The sequence below is a fragment of the Streptomyces sp. NBC_00448 genome (assembly GCF_036014115.1).
Classification (GTDB): Bacteria; Actinomycetota; Actinomycetes; order Streptomycetales; family Streptomycetaceae; genus Actinacidiphila.
Genome location: NZ_CP107913.1, coordinates 2,235,001 through 2,256,641, shown reverse-complemented (window position 1 = coordinate 2,256,641; position 21,641 = coordinate 2,235,001). Strand labels below are relative to the sequence as shown.

Sequence of the window (21,641 nt, the reverse complement as noted above, 5' to 3'; positions counted from 1 at the left end):
CACCATGAGCGGAATCCTCGAAGGCAAGCGCATCCTGATCACCGGCGTGCTGATGGAGTCGTCCATCGCCTTCCACGCCGCCAAGCTGGCTCAGGAGCAGGGCGCCGAGATCATCCTCACCGCGTTCCCCCGGCCCACCCTGACCGCCCGGATCGCCAAGAAGCTGCCGAAGCCGACGAAGGTCATCGAGCTGGACGTGACCAACGCCGAGCACCTGGCGGGCCTGGAAGAGGTCGTGCGCAAGGAACTGGGCGGGCTCGACGGGGTCGTGCACTCCATCGGCTTCGCCCCGCAGGACGCGCTCGGCGGCAACTTCCTCGACACGCCCTTCGAGTCGGTGTCCACCGCGATGCACGTCTCGGCGTTCTCCCTGAAGTCCCTCACCATGGCGCTGCTGCCGCTGATGACCGAGGCCGACGGCCCGGACGCGGTGAGCGGCGGCTCGGTGGTCGGGCTGACCTTCGACGCGCAGTTCGCCTGGGGCCAGTACGACTGGATGGGCCCGGCCAAGGCCGCGCTCGAGTCGACCTCCCGCTACCTCGCCCGCTACCTCGGCGAGCAGAACGTGCGCTGCAACCTGGTGTCGGCCGGCCCGCTCGCCTCCATGGCCGCCAAGTCCATCCCCGGCTTCGGCGACCTGGCCGCCACCTGGGACACGCGCTCCCCGCTGGCGTGGGACCTGACCGACCCGGAGCCGGCCGGCCGCGGCATCGTGGCGCTGCTGTCGGACTGGTTCCCCAAGACGACCGGCGAGATCATCCACGTGGACGGCGGTCTGCACGCGGTCGGTTGATCCGACCGGCCGGGGGCGCGCCGCGCGCCCGGCCCCTCGCGTACCCAGCTGGTGCACCCGGCCTCCTTGCCCGCGCGGGCAAGGAGGCCGTGCTCATGACCGGTACGTGAGGAACCGGCAGGAGAACGCGTGGTCGCGGGCCTCGGCGGCGGCGCCGTCGGCGTCGCGCGCGCGGATGGCGGCCAGCAGCCGGGCGTGGTCGACGTGGTCCTCCGGGCGCAGCTCGGTGCCGACGTCGGCGCGCAGGAAGTCGCGCAGCACCTCGCCGAGGTCCGCGTACAGCGCGGTGATCACGTCGTTGTGCGAGGCGGCCGTCACCGCGAGGTGCCAGGTGGCGTCGGCCTGGACGAAGTCCTCGGTGCTGCCGGAGTCCCAGGCCCGCTCGCGACGTTCCAGCAGCGTGTCGAGCTTGCGCAGGTCCTTGTCGTCACGGCGTTCGGCGGCCAGCCGGGCCGCACTGGCCTCCAGGGAGCTGCGCAGCTCGGCGACGTGCAGCGGATCGGCGTCGGCGAAGCGGCGGTGCATCACCCCGGCGAGTTCGCTGGTCGCGACGACGTAGGTGCCCGAGCCCTGGCGGATGTCCAGCAGGCCGTTGTGCGCCAGGGCGCGGACGGCCTCGCGGACGGTGTTGCGGGCGACGCCGAGCAGCGCGACCAGCTCGGACTCGGTGGGGATGCGCGAGCCGACCGGCCAGCTCCCTGCGGCGATCTCCGCGCGCAGCCGCGCGATGACCTGGTCGGCGAGGGGCGCTGGACGAGGCACGGGTCCGAGATTCATCCCATCATTCTATGATGGGCTCATGCACGATGACGAATCCCTGACCCTCGACCCCGCCGCGGCCGCACCGGAGCGCGCCGCGGGCCCGGCCGACGCCACCCGCGCACCCGCCCCCGCGGACCGTCCGACCCTGCCCGTCCCCTGGGTGCGCCGGCTCGTCGTCGTCGCCCTGATCCTCGCCGCGGTCAACCTGCGCCCCGCCGTCACCAGCCTCGGCCCCCTGCTCAAGGAGGTCCGCGACGACCTCGGCATGAGCGGCACCATGGCCGGGCTGCTCACCTCGGTGCCCGCCGCGTGCTTCGCGCTGTTCGGCTTCACCGCGCCCCGGCTGGCCCGCCGCTTCGGCCCCGGCGCGGTGGTCTGCGCCGGGATGGCCGCCATCGCCGGCGGCCTGCTGCTGCGTCCGCTGGCCGGCAACACCGCGGTCTTCCTGGGCACCAGCGCGCTCGCGCTGGCCGGGATCGCGGTCTCCAACGTGCTGATGCCGGTGATGGTCAAGCGCTACTTCCCCGACCGGGTCGGCACCGTCACCGGCGTCTACTCGATGGCCCTGTCGCTGGGCACCGCAGTGGCCGCGGCCGTCACCGTGCCGCTCACCGACGCGCTGGGCGGCAGCTGGCGGTGGGGCCTGGGCGTGTGGGCCGGGCTCGCCGCGGTGGCGGTCGTGCCGTGGCTGCCGCTGATACGGGACCGGTCGGGCCAGCGCCCGGCGACGCGGACCAGGACCGTACGGGACCAGGCCGCAACCCCGTCGGCATCCCCGTCGGCATCCGTACCCGCGCCCGCGCACGGCGAGCACGGCCGGATCAGCCGCAGCCGTACCGCCCGGATGCTCGCCTGCTACTTCGGGCTCCAGAGCACCGCCGCCTACGTGACCATGGGCTGGATGCCGCAGGTCTTCCGGGACGCCGGGCTGTCCGCGGACAAGGCGGGCCTGCTGCTGGCCCTCACCATGGTGCTGGGGGTGCCGCTGTCGTTCGTGCTGCCCCCGCTCGCCGCCCGGATGGGGTCACAGGGACCGATCGTCGTCACCCTCGCGGTGTTCCAGCTCGCCGGGTTCGCCGGGCTGTGGGCCGCGCCCGCCGCGGCGCCCTGGCTGTGGGCGCTGCTGCTCGGCTTCGCCAACTGCGCCTTCCCGCTGGTGCTGACGATGATCGGGATGCGTGCGCGCAGCGGCGCCGGCGTCGTACGGCTGTCGGCGTTCGCGCAGAGCAGCGGCTATCTGATCTCCATCCCCGGACCGATCCTGGTCGGCACGCTCAACCAGGTCAGCGGCGGCTGGGGCCTGCCGATGGCGCTGATGATCGCACTGGTGGTGCCCCAGGCGCTGTGCGGCGTGCTGGCCGGCCGCAACCGCCATATCGAGGACGAACTGTGACCCCGGTGCGGGCCGTCCAGGAAGCGGTGCCAGACTGAACGTCATGCCCGTACTCGAACCGAATCCCCCGCAGCCGCAGCGGCGGTTGCTCATCGTCTTCGGCCTCATGATGGGCGTCCCCGCGATCGTCGCGGTCGTCGCCATCATCGCCGCCCGCATGGGTTAGACCGGCTCCGGCCCGGACCCCGACCGCGACCCTGAGGAGGAGGGTGGGGAGAACCCCACCTTCCCTAGGGGGCCAGGGTCAGGGTCAAGTGGGTGGACGACCGGATGGGCCGCCGCACCCCGCCGCCGTAGCGTCGAACTGCACCTGGAAGAACAGCGATCCGGCAGTTCGACGGACCCAGCACGGAGGCGGTCACCGTGACCACGCAGTCCCCGCACCTGTACGAGCGGCAGCCCCGGTCCGCCGCCGCGCCCCGTGCCGACCGCGGCCCGGGCAAGGCGTCCACCGCGCAGACCAGGGTGCCGTGGTGGGCGGTGGCGCTGCCCGTGGTGGCGTTCGCCGTGCTGCTGGCGCTGCTCAGCGGCGGGACCGCTGACGCCTCGACGGCCGCGTCGCACGGCGACCTGTTCGGACGGCTCGGCGCGGTGTTCAGCGCGCTGGTGCACCACCTGATCTGAGCCGGGCCCGGGCCTGGCGTGGATCGGGCCCGGACCCGGCGTGGATGCGGCCTGGAGCGGGCCCCGACCCGGCCCGATGCGCGTCCGGCCCGCCCCTGCCGTTATCGGCGGTCACCGGCCGTCACCGCCGGGGTGGGGTGTTTTCCAGGTGCGGCGGAAGCCCGCTGACCTCGGGAGACCGGCCAGCCCGCGCCCGCCGGCCGGAATTCTGGAAAGCTGAAGGACATGACCGCCGATTCGACCCGCACCATCGTCCTGCTCAGGCACGCCAAGGCCGACTGGCCGTCCGTGCCGGACCACGAGCGCCCGCTGGCCGACCGCGGCCGGCTGGACGCGCCCGCGGCCGGCCGCCGCTTCACCGACGACGGCATCACCCCCGACCTCGCCCTGTGCTCCACCGCCACCCGCACCCGCGAGACGTGGAAACTCGTCGCGCACGAGATGACGCACCGCCCCAAGACCGTCTACGAGGAGCGGCTCTACGACGCGAGTCTCGGCGACCTGCTGGCCCTGATCGGGGAGACCCCCGACAGCGTCGGCTCGCTGCTGCTGGTCGGCCACAACCCGGGCATGCACGCCCTCGCCGAGGCGCTGGCCGGCTCGGCGGACAGCGACGCGCTGTCCCGGATGCACCGTGGCGGCTTCCCCACCGCGGCCTTCGCCGTCCTCACCTTCACCGGGCCGTGGAAGTCCGCCGAGCACGGCGTGGCCCGGCTCACCGGGTTCTGGGCGCCGCACGAGGGATAGCGAGCGCGAGGAGCCCGCGGGAGTGCGGCGCGCGGGCGGCCGGATCGCGCGCCCGGCCCGTCCCGGCTCAGTCGGTGACCGTGCCGTCCAGCGCGTCGGCCGCCTCGATCTCCTCGCGGGTGATCCCCAGCAGGTACAGCACGGTGTCCAGGAAGGGGACGGTCACCGCGGCGTCGGCCGCCTCCCGCACCAGCGGCTTCGCGTTGAAGGCCACGCCGAGGCCAGCGGTGTTGAGCATGTCCAGGTCGTTGGCGCCGTCGCCGACGGCCACCGTCTGGCTCAGCGGCACCCCCGCGAGCTGCGCGAAGGAGCGCAGCAGCCGTGCCTTCCCGGCGCGGTCCACGATCGGCCCGGTCACCTTGCCGGTCAGCCGCCCGTCGACGATCTCCAGGGTGTTGGCGGCCGCGAAGTCCAGCCCCAGCCGCTCCTTGAGGTCGTCGGTCACCTGGGTGAAGCCGCCCGAGACCACGCCGACCTGGTAGCCGAGCCGCTTGAGCGTACGCACCAGGGTGCGGGCGCCGGGGGTCAGCCGCACCTCGGCGCGCACCTTGTCCACCACGGACGCGTCGAGACCGGCCAGCAGCGCCACCCGCGCGTGCAGCGACTGCTCGAAGTCCAGCTCGCCGCGCATCGCCGCCGCCGTCACCTCGGCGACCTGCTCCTCGCACCCGGCGTGCGCGGCGAACAGCTCGATCACCTCGTCCTGGATGACGGTGGAGTCCACGTCCATGACCACCAGCCGCTGCGCCCGGCGCTGGAGCCCGGACGGCACCACGGCCACGTCCACCCCGCGCGCGGCGGACTCCAGCGCCAGCGCGGAGCGCAGCGCGGTGTGCTCGGCGCCGGACACCGCGAACTCCACCGCGGTCACCGGGTACTTCGCCAGCCGGAAGATACGGTCGATGTTCCCGCCGACCTCGGTGATCAGAGCCGCTATGGCCGCGATGGACTCCGGTACCAGCGGCCGGCCGAGCACCGTGACATGGGAACGGCCCGCGCCGCGCGGGCTGTTGTCGCCGATCCCGGAGATGATCTCGGCCTGCATCTTCATCGACTCGGCCCAGCCGTGCACGGTGACCCGCAGCTCGCTCTCCGCGCCACGGGCGGTGGGGGCGGTGACCAGCGCGCACAGCACGATCCGGCCACGGGTCACCACCTGCTCGATGTCCACCACGGCCACGTCGTAGCCGGCGAGCGTCTCGAAGAGCCCGGCGGTGAGCCCGGGCCGGTCCTTGCCGAAGATCTTGACCAGGAGGGTCGGCGCGTCGGCCGCGGGAAGCGTGGGGACGATCTCGTCCGCGGCGGCTGCCGGTGGGGTCTGCGGGGCGTCGTTCATGGTGGTCCCACCGTATCCGCCGTCCGCCGGCCGGGCACCAGCTGTCCCGGCTGGCGGACACCCGGGGCGCCGGGGGAGCGGGTGCCGTACGGCGGGACGCGGGGCGCGCGGCCGGACAGGGACCGTACGGCCGGGTCGGGCCAGGGCGGTACGGCGGGACGCGGGTCGTGCGGTCCGGCGCGGGGCGCCCTGCCGGGGTGGTACTACTTATCCGGCACTCGCCGAACCGGGTCGGACCGAAGGCGTCGCGGCGCGGAACCGGGGGTGCGCAGGGTGCGTCGTGGGGCGTGGAGGGTGGCAATCGGTGACCGATCCGAGCCTGAAACAGTTCCTCCCGATGTTCGCAATCCCTAGACTGCCCCTCCATGGGGGACTTCGGGGGACAACAAATGGGGCATGGGGTGCCTGAACTCGTACTCGAACTCAACGGACAGACCTGGCCGCTGGACCCATCCCGGTCCTACAGCCTCGGCCGCGACCCGCAAGGCGACCTCGTCCTCGACGATCCGAGGGTGTCCTGGCGGCACGCCACGATCCGCCGCGGTGAACGCGGCTGGCTGCTGGAGGACTTGGGCAGCACCAACGGCACTTTCGTGCAGGGCCGGCGGGTCCAGCACGCCGACGTCGGGCCCGGCGCCGCGGTCCACCTCGGCAACGCGACCGACGGGCCCCGGCTGGACTTCACCGGTCCCGCGGGTGTGGGCGCCGGAGCGGGTGTGGGCGCGGCGGCCGCGGGGGCCGCCTCGGCCCAGGCCGCGCCGCAGTCCGCACCTCAACAGGCCCCGCAGCAGGCGGCCGCCTACCAGCAGGCACCGCCCCAGGCGCGCCCGCAGCAACCGCCACAACCGCCGCAGCCGCAGTACCAACCCCCGCAGCAGCAGCCGCAGATGTACGCGGGACAGCCGCAGGGCGTCCCGCAGCAGGGGCAGCAGGGCGCGGGGGGTTGGGGCGCTCCGCCCGCGCAGGTCCCACCGCAACAGCCGCCGCAGCAGGGCTGGGGCCAGCCGCCCCAGCAGCAACCGCAGCCGCCCGGCCCGCAGATGCAGCAAGCCCCGCAGCAACCACCGCAGCCGCAGCAGTCTCCGCAGCAGCAGCCGCAGGGCGGAGCGCCCGGCTACGGCGTGCGCAGCCCCACCACCTTCCACCAGCTCGCGCTGGGCCGGGTGATGAAGATCGGCCGCGCGCTGGAGAACGAGCTGGTCGTCTCCGACCTCCAGGTCTCCCGCTACCACGCGGAGTTCCGCGCGCACCCGGACGGCCGCTACGAGATCGCCGACCTGGGCAGCCACAACGGCACCTACGTCAACGGCCAGCCGGTGCAGCGCCATCTGCTGGGCCCCAACGACATCGTCGGCGTGGGCCACTCCACCTTCCGGCTGGTCGGCGACCGGCTGGAGGAGTTCGTCGACACCGGCGACGTGTCGTTCTCCGCCCGCCGCCTGTCGGTGACGGTGCCGCACGGCAAGACCACGAAGACGATCCTGCGGGACGTCTCCTTCGGGGTGCCGGAGAAGTCGCTGATCGGCGTGATCGGCCCGTCCGGCTCCGGCAAGTCGACCCTGCTGCGCGCGCTGACCGGCTACCGGCCGGCCGACCAGGGCGAGGTGCTGTACGACAACCGCAACCTGTACAAGCAGTTCGCGGAGCTGCGCCAGCGCATCGGCCTGGTCCCGCAGGACGACATCCTGCACAAGGAGCTCCAGGTCAGGACCGCGCTGCGGTACGCCGCCAAGCTCCGCTTCCCCGGCGACACCGCGACCGCGGAGCGCGAGGCGCGGATCGACGAGGTGCTGCGCGAGCTGAAGCTCGACATCCACGCCGACAAGAAGGTCACCTCGCTCTCCGGCGGCCAGCGCAAGCGCGTCTCGGTCGCCCTGGAGCTGCTGACGAAGCCGTCGCTGATCTTCCTGGACGAGCCGACCTCCGGCCTCGACCCGGGCATGGACCGCGACGTGATGAAGCTGCTGCGCGGCCTCGCCGACGACGGCCGGACCGTCCTGGTCGTCACCCACTCGGTGGCGGAACTGGCGCTGTGCGACAAGCTGCTGGTCATGGCGCCGGGCGGCGCGGTGGCGTACTTCGGCCCGCCGGACGAGGCGCTGACCTTCTTCGGCTACGACAACTGGGCCGACGTCTTCTCCGCGTTCGAGAACTACCGCGACTACGACTGGTCCGGCCGCTGGCGCGGTTCGCAGCACTACCAGACGTACGCGGCCGAGCTGGACCAGGCGGCCCCGCAGGCCGCGCACTACATCCCGTACCAGGCGGCGCGGCCGCCCAAGCCGCAGGGCTGGGGCTCGCAGCTGGTCACGCTGGTCCGGCGCTACCTGTCGGTGATCGTCTCCGACCGGGGCTTCATCGGGCTGATGGTGATCCTGCCCGCGGTGCTCGGCGTGGTCAGCATCCTGATCCCCGCCGACTACGGCCTCGGCCTCGGCAAGGCGCCGTACTTCCAGAACAAGGACGCGGGCACCATCCTGATGATCCTCGCGGTCGGCGCGTGCTTCGCGGGCGCGGCGAACTCGGTCCGCGAGCTGATCAAGGAGCGGGTGATCTACGAGCGGGAACGCGCGGTCGGGCTGTCCCGGTCGGCGTACCTGATGTCCAAGGTCATCGTGCTCGGCCTGATCACCGCGCTGCAGGGCGCGATCATCTGCGGCATCGGCTTCGCGCCGCGCAAGATGCCCACCCAGGGCGTCGTCCTGCACAGCCACCCGGGCGTGGAGATGACGCTGGTCATCATCGTGTTCGGCTTCACCTCGATGATGGTCGGCCTGATCATCTCGGCGCTGGTGAAGACGGCGGAGAAGACCATGCCGCTGCTGGTCATGTTCGCCATCGTGCAGATCGTCTTCACCGGTGTGCTCTTCCAGCTCTACGGCAAGCCCGGGGTGGAGCAGCTGTCCTGGCTGATGCCGGCCCGCTGGGCGGTGGCCGGGGCGGGCGCCACGGCGAGCCTCAACACGCTGCTGCCATGGGACCCGACCCGCAGGACGCATGACGCGCTGTGGCAGCACACCGCGGGCACCTGGACGTTGGACGTCGTGGTGCTGCTGGCGATGTCCGTGCTGTGCGGCTTCGTCGTCGCCCGGCTGCTGCGCCGGCACGAGCCGGAGGTCATGCGGAAGTAGCCGGGCCGCGGCCTTGCCGCGGGCAGTTCAGGGCAGGCAAAAGGGCGGTGGGACGCATGCGTCCCACCGCCCTTTCGGGTTCCCGCATTCGGCGGATCGTTCGATCAGTACGCCGAGTTCACGTTGTCCATGCCGCCGTACACGTGGTACGCGTAGTTGCAGGCGGCGGCGATGTTCGCGACCGGGTTGTAGACGTTCCACGAGGTGCCGGAGACGTGGTACGCGTTGAACGTGGGGTCGATGGTCTGGAGCAGGCCCTTGGAGGGAATGCCCTTCGCGGCGTTCGAGTCCCACAGGTTGATCGCGTTCGGGTTGCCGGACGACTCCCGAATGACGTTGCGGTAAATGCCGTTGTACGTCGGGACCGGAATGTTGTGCGCGGCCAGGGTGGCCCGGGCCTCGCGAATCCAGCCGTCCAGGTTGTTCGGGTAGGTCACCGCGGCCGGTGCCGCGGTCGTGGCCTTCGCGACCGGAGCGGCCTTGGTGACCGGGGCGGCCTTCTTGGCCACCGGCGCGGTCTTCTTGATCACCGGCGCGGTCTTCTTGATCACGACGCGCTTGGTGGAGCGGTTGGCCGCTTCCTTGGCGCGCGCGGCGGCCTCGTCGGCCGCCTTCTTCTTCGCCGCAGCCGCGTCCGCGGCCTTCTTCTTCGCGACGGCGTCCGCAGCCGCCTTCTTCTTCGCCGCGGCGTCCGCGGCGGCCTTCTTCTGAGCAGTGGCCTGGTCGGACATGGCCTTCTGGGAGGCCATGCCGGACTCGGGGCTGATGCTCTTGACCTGGTCGCCGGTGGAGACGGAGAACCCAGTCGGGTCGCCTGCGGCGACAGCCGACCCACCAGCGGTCGCCTCGAGACCGGTGACTGTCAGTGCAACGGCCGCGGCGGCGGCGACACCGGCCACCGTGATCTTGTGCTTCCTGGACAGTCGGTCGATCTTCGGGATCGTGGGGAGCTGCATGCGGGATTACCTCTTCCGATTGGGACCCGAGAATTGTTAGAGGGTCGGAAATCGGGGGTCAATGAGCCCTGCTACGAGCCGAACTCGTAGATGCGGCCGGCGCCCGCGCCGGAGTTCCCGGGTTTTCTCCCGGAGTTTCGGGACCCGAATTCCACTAAGCGCCTTAGTATGTGACGCAGGTCCTATAGGTGAGGTCACAAGGGGGCACCCCCTGCGTCGCGGAAGGTGACGGAGGGGGTGCTTTATGTGACGCTTATTCGGGGGCCGAAAGCCCTTATGGCAGCAGCAGGTTGACGTCTCCGAACTCGTGCCAGAGATAACGGCCGCGCAACGCTTCCGCGTAGACGCGGGTGAGCAGCCCGTCGCCCGACAGGGCCCGCAGCATCAGCAGGTGGGACGCCTCCGGCTCGTGCAGCCCGGTCAGCAGGCCGTCCACCGCGCGCACCCCGCGCTCCGGGGTGATCACCAGCTCCGTCCAGCCGTGTGCCGCCCGCACCACCCCGCGCCCGTCGGCCGCCGACTCCAGCGCGCGCACGGCCGTGGTGCCGACCGCCACCAACCGCCCGCCGGCCGCCCGGGCCGCGTTCACCTGCCACGCGGTGCTGGCCGGCACGGTGTACGGCTCCGCGTACGGCGGTTCGTGCGCCTCGGCGGACGCCACCCCGGTGTGCAGCTCGATCGGTGCGATCTGCACCCCCCGGCTGACCAGCTCCGTGACCAGCGACGCGGTGAACGGCCGGCCCGCGCTCGGCATCTCCGCCGAGCCCCGCCCGTCGGCCGACGGCGTGCCGAAGACCGTCTGGTACGCCGACAGCGGCTGGTCGCGTGCGGTGTACGCGTAGCGGATCGGCCGCCCGTGGCGGCGCAGGTGCCGCACCACGTCCGGCACCCGTACGGACGCCACCCACAGCCGGTCGGTGGCCGGGTCGAGCGGGCGCTCCAGCACGAGCCGACCGCCGCCGGCCAGCCGCACCTCGGCCCCGGCCGGTCCGCCGGGCCTGCGCACGGTCGAGCCGTGCCCGTCGGGGGAGCGCACTTCCACCACCCAGCGGCCGTCGTCGCGCCGGGTGGAGAAGTGCACCACCACGGGCGGGCCGGCCTTCGAGGCGGCCCGGGCGCCGGCGGTCCCGCCGGTGCCCGGGTCCGCCGCCCAGCCGTCCAGCGCCGCCGGCAGCGTCCTCGACGTGTTGACCACCAGCACGTCCCCGGCCCGCAGCAGCCCGGGCAGCTCGCGGAACCCGTGGTGGGTCACCTCGCCGCTGCTCCGCCGCCCGACCAGCAGCCGTACCGCGTCCCGGCGCGGCGCTGGCACCGCGGCCGACAGTTCCGGCGGCAGCCGGAGGTCTGCCAGGGCCCCGGTGTCCACACGGGCCGCCTCGGCGTCGCAGGTCTCGCAGACCAGGGCCGGTGCCGCCGCGCTCATCGCGCCTCCTTCGGGCCGGTCAGTTCGGCGGCGACGTAGCGGCCGCTGCCGGCCGGGCCGTCGAGCAGCCGCAGCACCGCGGGCGCCACCTGCTCCGGCAGCGGCCGCTCCGCGAAGTCGGGGTCGTCCGGCACCGCCGCCGCGTACAGCTCGGTCCGCAGGTCGCCGGGGTCCACCCACCACACCCGGACCGCGGGTTCCTCCTCGGCCAGCACCGCCGACAGGTGGTCGAGCGCGGCCTTGCTGGCGCCGTACCCGCCCCAGGTGGGATACGCCGCCACGGCCGCGTCCGAGCTGACGTTCAGCACCGCGCCGCCTGCCGCCCGCAACCCCGGCAGCACCGCCCTGACCAGGGCGAAGGGCGCCATGACATTGGTCTCCAGCGCTTCGCGCAGCCCGTCCTCGGCCAGCTCGGCCAGCGGCACCAGTGGCTCCGCGCCCAGCGAGCTCGCGTTGTTGACCAGCAGGTCCGGGCCCGCGCCGCCGCCCAGTTCCCGGGCCGCCGCGACCAGCTCGGCCCGGTGCTCCGGGCGCGTCACGTCGCCGGCGACCGCCCGTACCCGGCCGCGCGCCGGCCGGTCCGGTGCTGTGCTTCCGCCCTCTGGACCCCGCGCACCTTTGTCCCCTATATAGGAGGCATTGCGAGGTTCGCCCGATTTGAGGGTTGTCGGATCGTCGGTTCGGTCGCGCTCCAGGTCCCGTACCGCCGCCCGCAGCCTGTCCGCGTCGCGGCCGTCCAGCACCAGGTCCCAGCCTCGGCCGGCCAGCTCCTCGGCCAGCGCCCGGCCCAACCCGCGCGACGCGCCCGTGATGATCGCCACCGGCATGGTCCCCGCCTTCCGCCACGGCCCGGCGCGGTCGCCGGACCCGATGCCCTCACCGTAGGAACGCGACCGCGCCGCCCGCCTCGGGCGGCCGCCGCAACCGGCGCGGGCACTTGGCCCTAGTCCACAGGGACCAGGACAGTCCGTCCTGCGGCGCATACGGCCCGTCACCTGCGCCGGGTACCGTTGAGGGCATGTCCGAACGGGCGCCGCGAGGCGGCATCGAAGCGGTCAGCGCCGCGATCGTGGCGATGAACCGGCGGCTGGAGGTGCGCGAGGTCCTGCAGACCATCGTGGCCTCGGCCCGGGAACTGCTGGGCGCGCAGTACGCCGCGCTCGGCGTGCCCGACGACCAGGGCGGCTTCGCCCAGTTCGTGGTCGACGGCGTCAGCGACGAGGAGTGGAAGGCGATCGGCCCGCTGCCCCGGCAGCACGGCGTGCTCGCCGCGATGCTCCACGAGGCCACCCCGCAGCGGCTCACCGACGTACGCGACTTCGAGAGCTTCGCCGGCTGGCCGCGCGCCCACCCGGTGATGAAGGACTTCATCGGCATGCCGGTGGCCGACGGCGACGAGATCCTCGGCGCGATCTTCCTCGCGAACAAGAAGGTCCCCGCCGAGCGCTCCGGCAACGCCGACAGCTCTGGCAACGCCGACAGCCCCGGCAGGGGTGCCGACTCCGACTCCGATGCCGGCGCCGACATCGGGACCGATGCCGGCGCGGGCTCCGCTCAGGACCCCGCGGACCGGACCTGCCCGGCCGGCTTCACCCAGGACGACGAGGACCTGCTGCGCATCCTCGCCGACCACGCCGCGATCGCCCTCACCAACGCACGGCTGCACGAACGCAGCCGCGAGCTGACGCTGGCCGGCGAGCGCGCCCGGATCGCCCACGAACTGCACGACGCGGTCTCCCAGAAGCTCTTCTCGCTGCGGCTGACCGCCCAGGCGTCGGCCGCACTGGTCGACACCGACCCCGGCCGCGCCAAGGAGGAGATCCGGCAGGTCGCCACGCTCGCCGCCGAGGCCGCCGACGAGCTGCGGGCCGTCGTCGTGGAGCTGCGGCCGGCCGCGCTGGACGAGGACGGGCTCGTGGCCACCCTGCGCACCCAGGCCGACGTCCTGGACCGGGTGCACTCCGCCAGCGTGACCTTCCGCGCCTTCCGGATGCGCGCCCTGCCCGCGCCCCAGGAGGAGGCCCTGCTGCGGGTCGCCCAGGAGGCCACCCACAACGCGCTGCGGCACGCGGCCCCCCGCACGGTCGCCGTCACCCTCGAAGGACACGGCAGGGGCGCCCGGCTGCGCATCCGCGACGACGGCCGCGGCTTCGACCCCACCGCCGTCCGCCGGGCCGGCCGCCACCTCGGCCTGGTCTCCATGCGGGACCGCGCCGACGGCGTCGGCGGATCGCTGAGCGTGCAATCGGAGCCCGGCAAGGGCACCGTCATCGAGATGGAGGTGCCAGGTGGCTGACAAGGTGATCCGGGTGCTGCTCGTGGACGACCACCAGGTGGTCCGCCGCGGCCTGCGGACGTTCCTGGAGGTCCAGGGCGACATCGAGGTGGTCGGCGAGGCCGCCGACGGCGACGAGGGCGTGGCCCGCGCGCTGGAGCTGCGGCCCGACGTGATCCTGATGGACGTCAAGATGCCCGGCACCGACGGCATCGAGGCGCTGCGGCTGCTGCACGAGGCGGACAGCCCCGCTCGGGTCCTCATCGTGACCAGCTTCACCGAGAAGCGCACCGTGGTCCCCGCCCTGCGGGCCGGCGCCGCCGGTTACGTCTACAAGGACGTCGACCCGGTCGCGCTCGCCGACGCGATCCGCTCGGTGCACGCCGGGCACGTCCTGCTCCAGCCCGAGGTGGCCGGGGCGCTGCTCGCCCCGGACCAGCCCGCCCCGGGCAGCGGCCGCGGCAACGCGCTGACCGAACGCGAGCGCGAGGTCCTCGGCCTGATCTCCGACGGCCGCTCCAACCGCGAGATCGCCCGCGCGCTGGTGCTCTCCGAGAAGACCGTGAAGACCCACGTGTCGAACATCCTCATGAAGCTGGACCTCGCCGACCGCACCCAGGCGGCGCTGTGGGCGGTCCGCAACGGTATCGGTGACTGACCGTAGGCGTCCGGCCGTGGGCGACCGATCGTCGGCGGCTGACCGCCGGCGACCGGCACGCGCCCGCTGGGGCACCTGGCGCGCGTGGACCGTCGGCGCGCTCCCTCGGGCGCCGGCGCGCCACGCCCGCACACCCGCGCTTGGCGGAGTGAGATTCATACTGTCGGGTGTATGTCTCCCGGGTCGCGCATCCGATGCGGCGGCGATCCGTTCTGCATGGCGTGTCGCGGCGGCTGGCCGCGACGCGTCTCGCAAGGAGGAAGTTCGAAGTGAAGAACCTGAAGAAGGCCGCGACCATCACCCTCGTGGCGGGTGGCCTCATCGCCGCCGGCGCCGGTGCGGCCTCGGCCGACTCGGGCGCGCACGGTGCCGCCGTGAAGTCCCCGGGCGTGGCCTCCGGCAACCTCGTGCAGGTCCCGGTGCACGTCCCGGTCAACGTGGTCGGCAACACCGTCAACGTGATCGGCCTGCTCAACCCGGCCTTCGGCAACACCGGCGCCAACCTGTGACACCGGCCGCCGCCTGAACCTCGGGCGGCACCAACCCGCGCGGGCCCCGCGGCCGACGTCCCCGTACGTCGCCGCCGGGCCCGCACGGCTGTCGGGGCGGTACGGGTCACGGCCGCGGTCGCGAACCCCGCGGCCGGCCCCGGGGGCTACGGTCGGCGCCGCTCCGCCTCCTCCACGTACGCGTTGTACGCCGCCACCTGCGCGCGCCGCGCGGTCCGCTCCACCGGCCGCAGCAACTCCGCGCGGGCCGCGATCTGCGACGCGCTCACCGCGCCGCCGTGCCCGTCGGACGCTATCGACACCAGCGCCGCCACCCGCTGCGCCAGCTCCAACACCCGCACCGCGCGCGGCGGGTAGCCCGGCGCGAGCACCTCGCGGCCGCGCTCCGCCCGTGCCCGGTACGCCTCCAGCGCCGCCTGCGCAACCGGACCCGCGCCGGCCACGTCGAGCTGCGCCAGCGCGTCGGTGGCGTCGCGCAGTGCCTCGGCCAGCTCCCGCTCCGCCTCGCCGAGCGAGGGCACGTCGGCCGGCGGGGAGTCGCGTACCGGCAGGCACTGCCACTCCACGTCCACGTGCAGGTCACCGGCCGGCCCGGCCTCGTAGACCTCCGGGACCAGGCCGAGCGAGACCGCGCCCGCCGTCAGCACCGCCTCGCCGGCCGCCATCGCGCGGGCGTTGAACTCGGGCGGGCCGGACAGCCCCAGCGGGTGCCCCGCCACTGGCAGCGCGAGCCGCAGGCCGGTGACGCCCAGGGCGCGGAGTCTGCCCAGGCCCAGGGTGAGCCCGACCGGGGCCGGTTCGCCCGGCAGCCCGACGACGCGGTGCACCGCGTCGTCGGCCGAGATCCGCTGAGCAACGTCATCAGGGGCGGCAAGTCCGGCAAGCAGGGCATTTCCCCACGCCGCCAGCCGTCCTGAACGAGGTTCATCAAGCATGCCCCCAGCCTATGGACTGGACCGCTCGTGTGGTGGCGTAAGTTTTCCTCGGGGGTTGTTCCTTCCGGCCCGTGCCGATCCCGGCACACCGACATGCCGAGACTGCCGAGATGCAATGGGAGACAGCGCGCTCATGAGCGATGTACTGGAGCTGGTGGACGTATCCGTGGTCCGCGACGGACGCGCTCTGGTCGAAGGGGTCTCCTGGTCGGTCGCCGAGGGCGAGCGCTGGGTCATCCTCGGTCCCAACGGCGCCGGCAAGACCACCCTGCTGAACGTCGCGTCCAGCTACCTCTTCCCGAGCGCGGGCACCGTGCAGATCCTCGGCGAGAAGCTCGGCAGCGTCGACGTCTTCGAGCTGCGGCCGCGGATCGGCGTGGCCGGCGCCGCCATGGCGGAGAAGATGCCGCGCCGCCAGACCGTCCTGGAGACCGTGCTCACCGCCGCCTACGGCATGACCGCCACCTGGAACGAGGGGTACGAACAGGTCGACGAGGAGCGGGCCCGCGCCTTCCTCGACCGGCTCGGCATGACCGAGTTCCTCGACCGGAAGTTCGGCACCCTCTCCGAGGGCGAGCGCAAGCGCACCCTGATCGCCCGCGCGATGATGGTCGACCCCGAGCTGCTGCTGCTCGACGAGCCCGCGGCCGGACTCGACCTCGGCGGCCGCGAGGACCTGGTGCGGCGGCTCGGCCGGCTCGCCCGCGACCCGATCGCGCCCTCCATGATCATGGTGACCCACCACGTCGAGGAGATCGCTCCCGGCTTCACCCACGTGCTGATGATCCGCCAGGGCAAGGTGGTCGCCGCCGGCCCGCTGGAGACCGAGCTCAGCTCCCGCAACCTGTCGCACTGCTTCGGGCTCCCGCTCGTCGTCGAGCGCCGCGGCGACCGCTGGACCGCCGCCGGTCTGCCGCTGAAGTAGGAACCCGGCAGCAGATCCCCGACGTAGGTGTCCGGCTTGCGCACTGCCGCAACTGGGCTGTGTACGCCTACGATTGGCGTCGTGGACGCATGGGTGTGGTGGTTGGTGGCCGCGGTGGGGCTGGGCATCCCGCTGGTGATCACGGCGATGCCCGAATTCGGCATGTTCGCGGTCGGAGCGGTCGGCGGAGCCGTCACCGCGGGAGCCGGCGGCGGCATCGTGGCCCAGGTCATCGTCTTCGTCGTGGTCTCCGTGGCGCTGCTCGTCTTCGTCCGGCCGATCGCCTACCGCAACCGCCAGCGTCCCGAGCAGCGCAGTGGCGTGGACGCGCTCAAGGGCAAGCGGGCCGTCGTGCTCGAACGCGTCGACGACGGGGCGGGCGGAAGGATCAAGCTCGCCGGGGAGATCTGGTCGGCCCGCGCCCTGGAACACGACCGCGTCTTCGACCCCGGCCAGCAGGTGGACGTCGTGGAGATCGACGGCGCGACCGCGGTCGTGATGTAGGCCCGAAGGACCCGCGGCGAGCCCGCGGCACGGAAGTACCCGCAGCATCGAGGGACCGCAGCACCCGAAGTATCGAGGGACCGCAGCACCGCAGAGCTGGACCGCACAGCACCACCGCAGCAGTCAACGAGCCGCCGCAGACCGGGAATTCGCCGAACCCCGCACGCGGTACGCCTACTGTCTGCGACAATTGATCATGTCGTAGTACATGCTCCATCCGCACTCAACCGGCGCCGGAGTGACCATGCAGCCCATCATCATCGTCCTCATCATCCTGGTGGTGCTCGTCTTCATCGCGCTGATCAGGACGGTCCAGGTCATCCCCCAGGCCAGCGCCGCCATCGTCGAGCGCTTCGGCCGCTACACACGCACCCTCAGCGCCGGGCTGAACATCGTCGTCCCGTTCATCGACACCATCCGCAACCGCATCGACCTGCGCGAACAGGTCGTGCCGTTCCCGCCGCAACCGGTGATCACCCAGGACAACCTGGTGGTGAACATCGACACGGTCATCTACTACCAGGTCACCGACGCCCGGGCCGCCACCTACGAAGTCGCCAGCTACATCCAGGCGATCGAGCAGCTCACCGTCACCACGCTCCGCAACATCATCGGCGGCATGGACCTGGAGCGGACCCTCACCTCGCGCGAGGAGATCAACGCGGCGCTGCGCGGCGTCCTCGACGAGGCGACCGGCAAGTGGGGCATCCGCGTCAACCGCGTCGAGCTCAAGGCGATCGAACCGCCCACCTCCATCCAGGACTCGATGGAGAAGCAGATGCGCGCCGACCGTGACAAGCGCGCCGCGATCCTCACCGCCGAGGGCATCCGGCAGTCCCAGATCCTCACCGCGGAGGGCGAGAAGCAGTCCTCGATCCTGCGCGCCGAGGGTGACGCGAAGTCCGCCGCCCTGCGCGCCGAGGGCGAGGCGCAGGCGATCCGCACCGTCTTCGAGTCGATCCACGCCGGCGACCCGGACCAGAAGCTCCTCGCCTACCAGTACCTCCAGATGCTCCCGAAGATCGCCGAGGGCGACGCCAACAAGCTCTGGATCATCCCCAGCGAGCTCAACGACGCCCTCAAGGGCCTCGGCGGCATGGTCAACATCCCCGGCCTGAGCGGCAACGGGGGCAACGGAGGCAACGGCGGCGCCCCGGCCAACGGCACCGGCGCGAGCCCCGCCACCCGGCCCGCGGCCACCCCCGCGCCCCGCCGCGAAGCCCCGCCGTTCGACAAGGACTGACCCGGCGAGGAGCGCTGAGAAGCACCGGGGGGCGCCGCCGGCCAGGACCGGGCACGCCCCTCGAAGCGCGCGCACCGGTGTGGCATGATCGCTGCGCACCCCTCGACCGTCAACGGCGGGGAGGACGCGCACCGATCATGGAGGGCCGATGTCGCCAGCGGAAGCCGTCGCCGTGCTCGCTGCCGGAATCGGGGCCGGCACCATCAACACCATCGTCGGCTCGGGCACCCTGATCACGTTCCCCGTCCTGCTGGCCGTCGGCCTGCCACCCGTCACCGCGAACGTCTCCAACACCCTCGGCCTGGTGCCCGGTTCGGTGGCCGGCGCCATCGGCTACCGCCGCGAACTGGCCGGCCAGCGCGAGCGGCTGCTGCGGCTGGGCGTCTTCTGCCTGATCGGCGGCTCGGCCGGCGCCATCCTCCTGGTCAACCTGCCGTCCAAGGCGTTCCACGCGATCGTGCCCGTGCTCATCGCGCTCGCCCTGGTCCTGGTGGTCCTGCAACCGCGCCTGACCCGCGCCATCCAGGCGCGCCGACAGCGCAGCGGGTCCGCCGCCCCCGTGAACGGCGGACCCTTCCTCCCGCTCGGCATCCTCCTCGCCAGCGTGTACGGCGGGTACTTCGGAGCCGCGCAGGGGGTCCTCTACCTGTCCCTGATGGGACTGCTCCTCGACGAGACGCTCCAGCGGATCAACGGCCTGAAGAACGTGCTCGCCGCGATGGTCAACGGCGTCGCCGCGCTGTTCTTCATCGTCATCGCCCACATGGACTGGGTCGCGGTCGCCCTCGTCGCGGCCGGCGCCACCATCGGCGGGCTGATCGGCGCCCGGGTGGGGCGCCGCCTCCCGCCGATGGCACTGCGCGGCCTCATCGTCGTCGTCGGCATCGCGGCGATCGTCCAACTCCTGCTGAAGTGAACCCCGGTGACCGGCTCAGGCCGGCACCGCCAGCCACTCCGGCAGGTCCGCACGATCCCGGACACCCAGCGCCAGCAGCAGCGCGTCGGCCGGAGTGGGCTCGAACGGCCGCACCAGCAGCCGCATCCCGGCCTGCTCCGGCGTACGGTCCGCCTTGCGCTGGTTGTCCTCACCGCACGCCGCCACCGTGTTCAGCCAGGTGTCGCCGCCACCGCGCGACTTCGGCTGCACGTGGTCCACGGTCGTGGCCCGCCGCCCGCAGTACGCGCAGCGGTGCCGGTCACGCACCAGCACCCCTCGCCGCGACCACGGCGCCCGTTGTCGAAATGGCACCCTGACATACCGGCACAGCCTGATCACCTGCGGCATCGGCATCTCCACCCGCGCCGCACGGACCCGAAGACCGGGGTGGGCCTGCTCGACGACCGCCTTGTCCTGCATCACCAGCACGACCGCACGCCGCAGCGACACCGTCGACAGCGGCTCGAAACTCGCATTCAGCACCAGCGTCTCACGCATTTCCGCCCACCTCCCGGGGTCTTTCAGGTGGGACCACTGTGCCCGCGACGCCCGCGCCGGACAACGGAGTTTTCCGCCGGGGTACGTGCCTCGGCAGGTGCCGGGGACGCGCCTCAGGCCGCGTCGGCCGGCACCTCGTAGACACCGATCAGCTGGGCCCGCGCCAGCGCGTGGAACCGGAGGTTGAAACCGACCACCGCGGGCGACGCGTCCGCGTCCGGCCCCAGCTTCTCCGCGTCCACCGCGTACACGGTGAACACATAGCGGTGCGGGCCGTCCCCGGGCGGCGGCGCGGCGCCACCGAAGTCACGGGTGCCGTAGTCGTTGCGCACCTGCAGCGCGCCCGCCGGCAGCCCGGCGAAGTCCCCGGACCCGGCGCCCGCGGGCAGCTCCGTCACCGACGCCGGGATGTCGAACACCGACCAGTGCCAGAACCCGCTGCCGGTCGGCGCGTCCGGGTCGTAGCAGGACACCGCGAAGCTCTTGGTCCCCGCCGGGAACCCCTCCCACCGCAGCTGCGGCGAGGTGTTCCCGCCCGCGAACACCTGGGCGTCCTTGAGCGCCGCACCCGGCGCCACATCGTCGCTGACCACCGTGAACGCCGGCACCGGCGGGTGGAAGTCATGGGGGAGCGGCCGTCGCGCTTGCTCGGTCACCTCGACACCTCCTGTTGGGAACGAAGCCCCCGCCGGCACCGGGCTCCTACCAGGAACCGGGCCCGCCGGGAACGGAGCGAACTGGCTCCGAGCCTAGGGCCTGCCGAGTGGATCTCCACGGCGTCCGCGCCGCCCACTCGGCCCCGGCCCGTCCACTACGCTCCTGCCTCGTGACCACTCCACCGGACCGGACCCCGCTGAAGCGCTCGTTCTTCGACCGGCCGGTCCTGGAGATCGCCCCCGACCTGCTCGGCCGCACCCTCGTCCGCGCCACCGACGACGGTCCGATCGAGCTGCGGCTCACCGAGGTCGAGGCGTACGACGGCCCCAACGACCCCGGCTCGCACGCCTACCGCGGCCGCACCGACCGCAACGCCGTGATGTTCGGCCCGCCCGGCCACACCTACGTCTACTTCACCTACGGCATGTGGCACTGCCTGAACCTGGTCTGCGGCCCGGCGGGCACCGCCAGCGGGGTGCTGCTCAGAGCCGGCCGGATCACCGCGGGCGCCGCCCTCGCCCGCCCCCGCCGCCCCACCTCCCGCAAGGACGCCGACCTCGCCCAGGGCCCGGCCCGGCTCGCCACCGCACTCGGCGTGGACCGCACGCTCAACGGCGCCGACGCCTGTTCCGCCGGCGGCGGCCCGTTCCGCGTCCTCACCGGCACCCCGCCCGCCGCGGGGGCGATCCGCAGCGGTCCCCGCACCGGAGTCGGCGGCGACGGCGCGATCCACCCCTGGCGCTACTGGATCGACGCCGACCCCACCGTCAGCCCCTACCGCCCGCACACGCCGCGCAAGCGCGGATAATCGACTCGCCGGAACCACGTACCCTCGGGCACGCTGGTACCAGGAATCCAGGCACCCGGGCGCAGGCCGCCCTGGCGCTCGGCGACCCGGGCGGCCAGGCACCGAACCGAGCAGGTAGCAGACCCGAGCAGATCCAAGGAGACATGGACACCGTGACGGACATCGTCGACGAGCTGCGGTGGCGGGGCGTACTCGCCCAGACCACCGATGAGGAAGCCCTGCGCAAGGCGCTCGCGAACGGTCCCCTCACCCTCTATTGCGGGTTCGACCCCACCGCGAAGAGCCTGCACGTCGGCCACCTCACCCAGATCCTGGCGCTGCGCCGCTTCCAGCTCGCCGGCCACCGGCCGATCGCCCTGGTGGGCGGAGCCACCGGCCTGATCGGCGACCCGAAGCCCAGCGCCGAGCGGGTGCTCAACGACGTCGAGACCGTCCAGCAGTGGGTCAGCGCGCTGCGCGGGCAGCTCTCCGCGTTCCTCGACTTCGACACCCCCGGCCCGACCCAGGCCGTGATGGCCAACAACTAC

23 protein-coding genes (1 of these 23 running past the window's edge) are annotated in these 21,641 nt (G+C 72.9%); 15 read left to right on the top strand and 8 right to left on the bottom strand.

Translation table 11 applies throughout. The features are described 5' to 3' along the window. Positions 1 to 4: 4 nt before the first annotated feature. The gene (fabI, locus tag OG370_RS09615; protein WP_328462576.1) at positions 5 to 793 is read left to right on the top strand and encodes an enoyl-ACP reductase FabI; all 789 of its coding nucleotides are present in this window, start codon (positions 5 to 7) and stop codon (positions 791 to 793) included. Between the two features lie 93 nt (positions 794 to 886). Here fabI and OG370_RS09610 read toward each other — a convergent pair whose 3' ends face one another. Next, positions 887 to 1,570, bottom strand: a complete 684-nt coding sequence (locus tag OG370_RS09610; protein WP_328462574.1) for a FadR/GntR family transcriptional regulator — start codon at positions 1,568 to 1,570, stop codon at positions 887 to 889. Positions 1,571 to 1,592: 22 nt separating this feature from the next. Between OG370_RS09610 and OG370_RS09605 the strand changes: the two genes are divergently transcribed. From OG370_RS09605 to OG370_RS09590, 4 genes are all read left to right on the top strand, one after another. Further along, positions 1,593 to 2,948, top strand: coding sequence for a CynX/NimT family MFS transporter (locus tag OG370_RS09605; RefSeq protein WP_328462572.1), 1,356 nt, complete (start codon positions 1,593 to 1,595; stop codon positions 2,946 to 2,948). A 43-nt stretch (positions 2,949 to 2,991) separates the two neighbouring features. Continuing rightward, complete coding sequence (locus OG370_RS09600; RefSeq protein ID WP_328462570.1) at positions 2,992 to 3,114, top strand: SGM_5486 family transporter-associated protein; 123 nt, start codon at positions 2,992 to 2,994, stop codon at positions 3,112 to 3,114. Positions 3,115 to 3,311: 197 nt separating this feature from the next. Beyond that, entirely contained in the window at positions 3,312 to 3,572 is a 261-nt protein-coding gene (locus OG370_RS09595) for a hypothetical protein (protein ID WP_328462568.1), read from the top strand. 225 nt (positions 3,573 to 3,797) lie between these two features. Next, positions 3,798 to 4,319: a SixA phosphatase family protein gene (locus OG370_RS09590; RefSeq protein ID WP_328462566.1), complete on the top strand. Its 522-nt coding sequence runs from the start codon at positions 3,798 to 3,800 to the stop codon at positions 4,317 to 4,319. A 67-nt stretch (positions 4,320 to 4,386) separates the two neighbouring features. Here OG370_RS09590 and serB read toward each other — a convergent pair whose 3' ends face one another. Then, positions 4,387 to 5,655 carry a phosphoserine phosphatase SerB gene (gene serB / locus OG370_RS09585; RefSeq protein WP_328462564.1) on the bottom strand — a complete coding sequence of 423 codons (1,269 nt, stop codon included), beginning with the start codon at positions 5,653 to 5,655 and terminating at the stop codon, positions 4,387 to 4,389. Positions 5,656 to 6,044: 389 nt separating this feature from the next. Between serB and OG370_RS09580 the strand changes: the two genes are divergently transcribed. Next, positions 6,045 to 8,786 carry an FHA domain-containing protein gene (locus OG370_RS09580; protein WP_328462562.1) on the top strand — a complete coding sequence of 914 codons (2,742 nt, stop codon included), beginning with the start codon at positions 6,045 to 6,047 and terminating at the stop codon, positions 8,784 to 8,786. 104 nt (positions 8,787 to 8,890) lie between these two features. On the opposite strand, the gene OG370_RS09575 is transcribed toward OG370_RS09580, so the two are convergent. The 3 genes from OG370_RS09575 to OG370_RS09565 form a co-directional block, all read right to left on the bottom strand. After that, complete coding sequence (locus OG370_RS09575) at positions 8,891 to 9,742, bottom strand: transglycosylase SLT domain-containing protein (RefSeq protein ID WP_328462560.1); 852 nt, start codon at positions 9,740 to 9,742, stop codon at positions 8,891 to 8,893. Positions 9,743 to 10,016: 274 nt separating this feature from the next. After that, the gene (locus tag OG370_RS09570) at positions 10,017 to 11,165 is read right to left on the bottom strand and encodes an S-adenosylmethionine:tRNA ribosyltransferase-isomerase (protein ID WP_328462558.1); all 1,149 of its coding nucleotides are present in this window, start codon (positions 11,163 to 11,165) and stop codon (positions 10,017 to 10,019) included. Then, positions 11,162 to 11,992 (bottom strand): SDR family NAD(P)-dependent oxidoreductase, encoded by an 831-nt coding sequence (locus OG370_RS09565; RefSeq protein ID WP_328462556.1) that lies wholly within the window; start codon positions 11,990 to 11,992, stop codon positions 11,162 to 11,164. Before OG370_RS09565 ends, OG370_RS09570 begins: the two co-directional genes overlap by 4 nt. Before the next feature lie 191 nt (positions 11,993 to 12,183). Between OG370_RS09565 and OG370_RS09560 the strand changes: the two genes are divergently transcribed. The 3 genes from OG370_RS09560 (at position 12,184) to OG370_RS09550 (ending at position 14,607) form a co-directional block, all read left to right on the top strand. Beyond that, entirely contained in the window at positions 12,184 to 13,461 is a 1,278-nt protein-coding gene (locus OG370_RS09560; RefSeq protein WP_328462554.1) for a GAF domain-containing sensor histidine kinase, read from the top strand. After that, positions 13,454 to 14,098, top strand: coding sequence for a response regulator transcription factor (locus OG370_RS09555; protein ID WP_328462552.1), 645 nt, complete (start codon positions 13,454 to 13,456; stop codon positions 14,096 to 14,098). Before OG370_RS09560 ends, OG370_RS09555 begins: the two co-directional genes overlap by 8 nt. A 269-nt stretch (positions 14,099 to 14,367) precedes the next feature. After that, positions 14,368 to 14,607 carry a chaplin family protein gene (locus OG370_RS09550; protein ID WP_328462550.1) on the top strand — a complete coding sequence of 80 codons (240 nt, stop codon included), beginning with the start codon at positions 14,368 to 14,370 and terminating at the stop codon, positions 14,605 to 14,607. 146 nt (positions 14,608 to 14,753) lie between these two features. Here the strand turns inward: OG370_RS09550 and OG370_RS09545 are convergent, their stop codons facing one another. Beyond that, complete coding sequence (locus OG370_RS09545) at positions 14,754 to 15,542, bottom strand: hypothetical protein (protein ID WP_328462548.1); 789 nt, start codon at positions 15,540 to 15,542, stop codon at positions 14,754 to 14,756. 133 nt (positions 15,543 to 15,675) lie between these two features. On the opposite strand from OG370_RS09545, the gene OG370_RS09540 reads away from it, so the two are divergent. From OG370_RS09540 to OG370_RS09525, 4 genes are all read left to right on the top strand, one after another. Then, positions 15,676 to 16,467: an ABC transporter ATP-binding protein gene (locus OG370_RS09540; RefSeq protein WP_328462546.1), complete on the top strand. Its 792-nt coding sequence runs from the start codon at positions 15,676 to 15,678 to the stop codon at positions 16,465 to 16,467. Positions 16,468 to 16,539: 72 nt separating this feature from the next. Continuing rightward, a complete protein-coding gene (locus OG370_RS09535) occupies positions 16,540 to 16,971 on the top strand; it encodes an NfeD family protein (RefSeq protein ID WP_328473944.1) in 432 nt (143 codons plus the stop codon). A gap of 244 nt (positions 16,972 to 17,215) precedes the next feature. Then, positions 17,216 to 18,214 (top strand): SPFH domain-containing protein, encoded by a 999-nt coding sequence (locus OG370_RS09530; RefSeq protein ID WP_328462544.1) that lies wholly within the window; start codon positions 17,216 to 17,218, stop codon positions 18,212 to 18,214. Between the two features lie 148 nt (positions 18,215 to 18,362). Next, on the top strand, positions 18,363 to 19,130 hold the full coding sequence (locus OG370_RS09525; RefSeq protein WP_328462542.1) for a sulfite exporter TauE/SafE family protein: 768 nt from the start codon (positions 18,363 to 18,365) through the stop codon (positions 19,128 to 19,130). A 15-nt stretch (positions 19,131 to 19,145) separates the two neighbouring features. Here the strand turns inward: OG370_RS09525 and OG370_RS09520 are convergent, their stop codons facing one another. Beyond that, positions 19,146 to 19,649: an HNH endonuclease gene (locus OG370_RS09520; RefSeq protein ID WP_328462540.1), complete on the bottom strand. Its 504-nt coding sequence runs from the start codon at positions 19,647 to 19,649 to the stop codon at positions 19,146 to 19,148. Between the two features lie 113 nt (positions 19,650 to 19,762). Continuing rightward, positions 19,763 to 20,305, bottom strand: coding sequence for a YbhB/YbcL family Raf kinase inhibitor-like protein (locus OG370_RS09515; protein WP_328462538.1), 543 nt, complete (start codon positions 20,303 to 20,305; stop codon positions 19,763 to 19,765). A gap of 170 nt (positions 20,306 to 20,475) precedes the next feature. On the opposite strand from OG370_RS09515, the gene OG370_RS09510 reads away from it, so the two are divergent. Together OG370_RS09510 and tyrS are read left to right on the top strand one after the other, a co-directional pair. Continuing rightward, positions 20,476 to 21,114, top strand: a complete 639-nt coding sequence (locus OG370_RS09510) for a DNA-3-methyladenine glycosylase (RefSeq protein WP_328462536.1) — start codon at positions 20,476 to 20,478, stop codon at positions 21,112 to 21,114. Positions 21,115 to 21,266: 152 nt separating this feature from the next. Next, positions 21,267 to 21,641, top strand: the 5' end (the start) of a protein-coding gene (gene tyrS / locus OG370_RS09505; RefSeq protein WP_328473942.1) for a tyrosine--tRNA ligase. The gene runs 900 nt beyond the window's last position; only the first 375 of its 1,275 coding nucleotides appear in the window; it begins with the start codon at positions 21,267 to 21,269; its stop codon lies beyond the right edge, outside the window.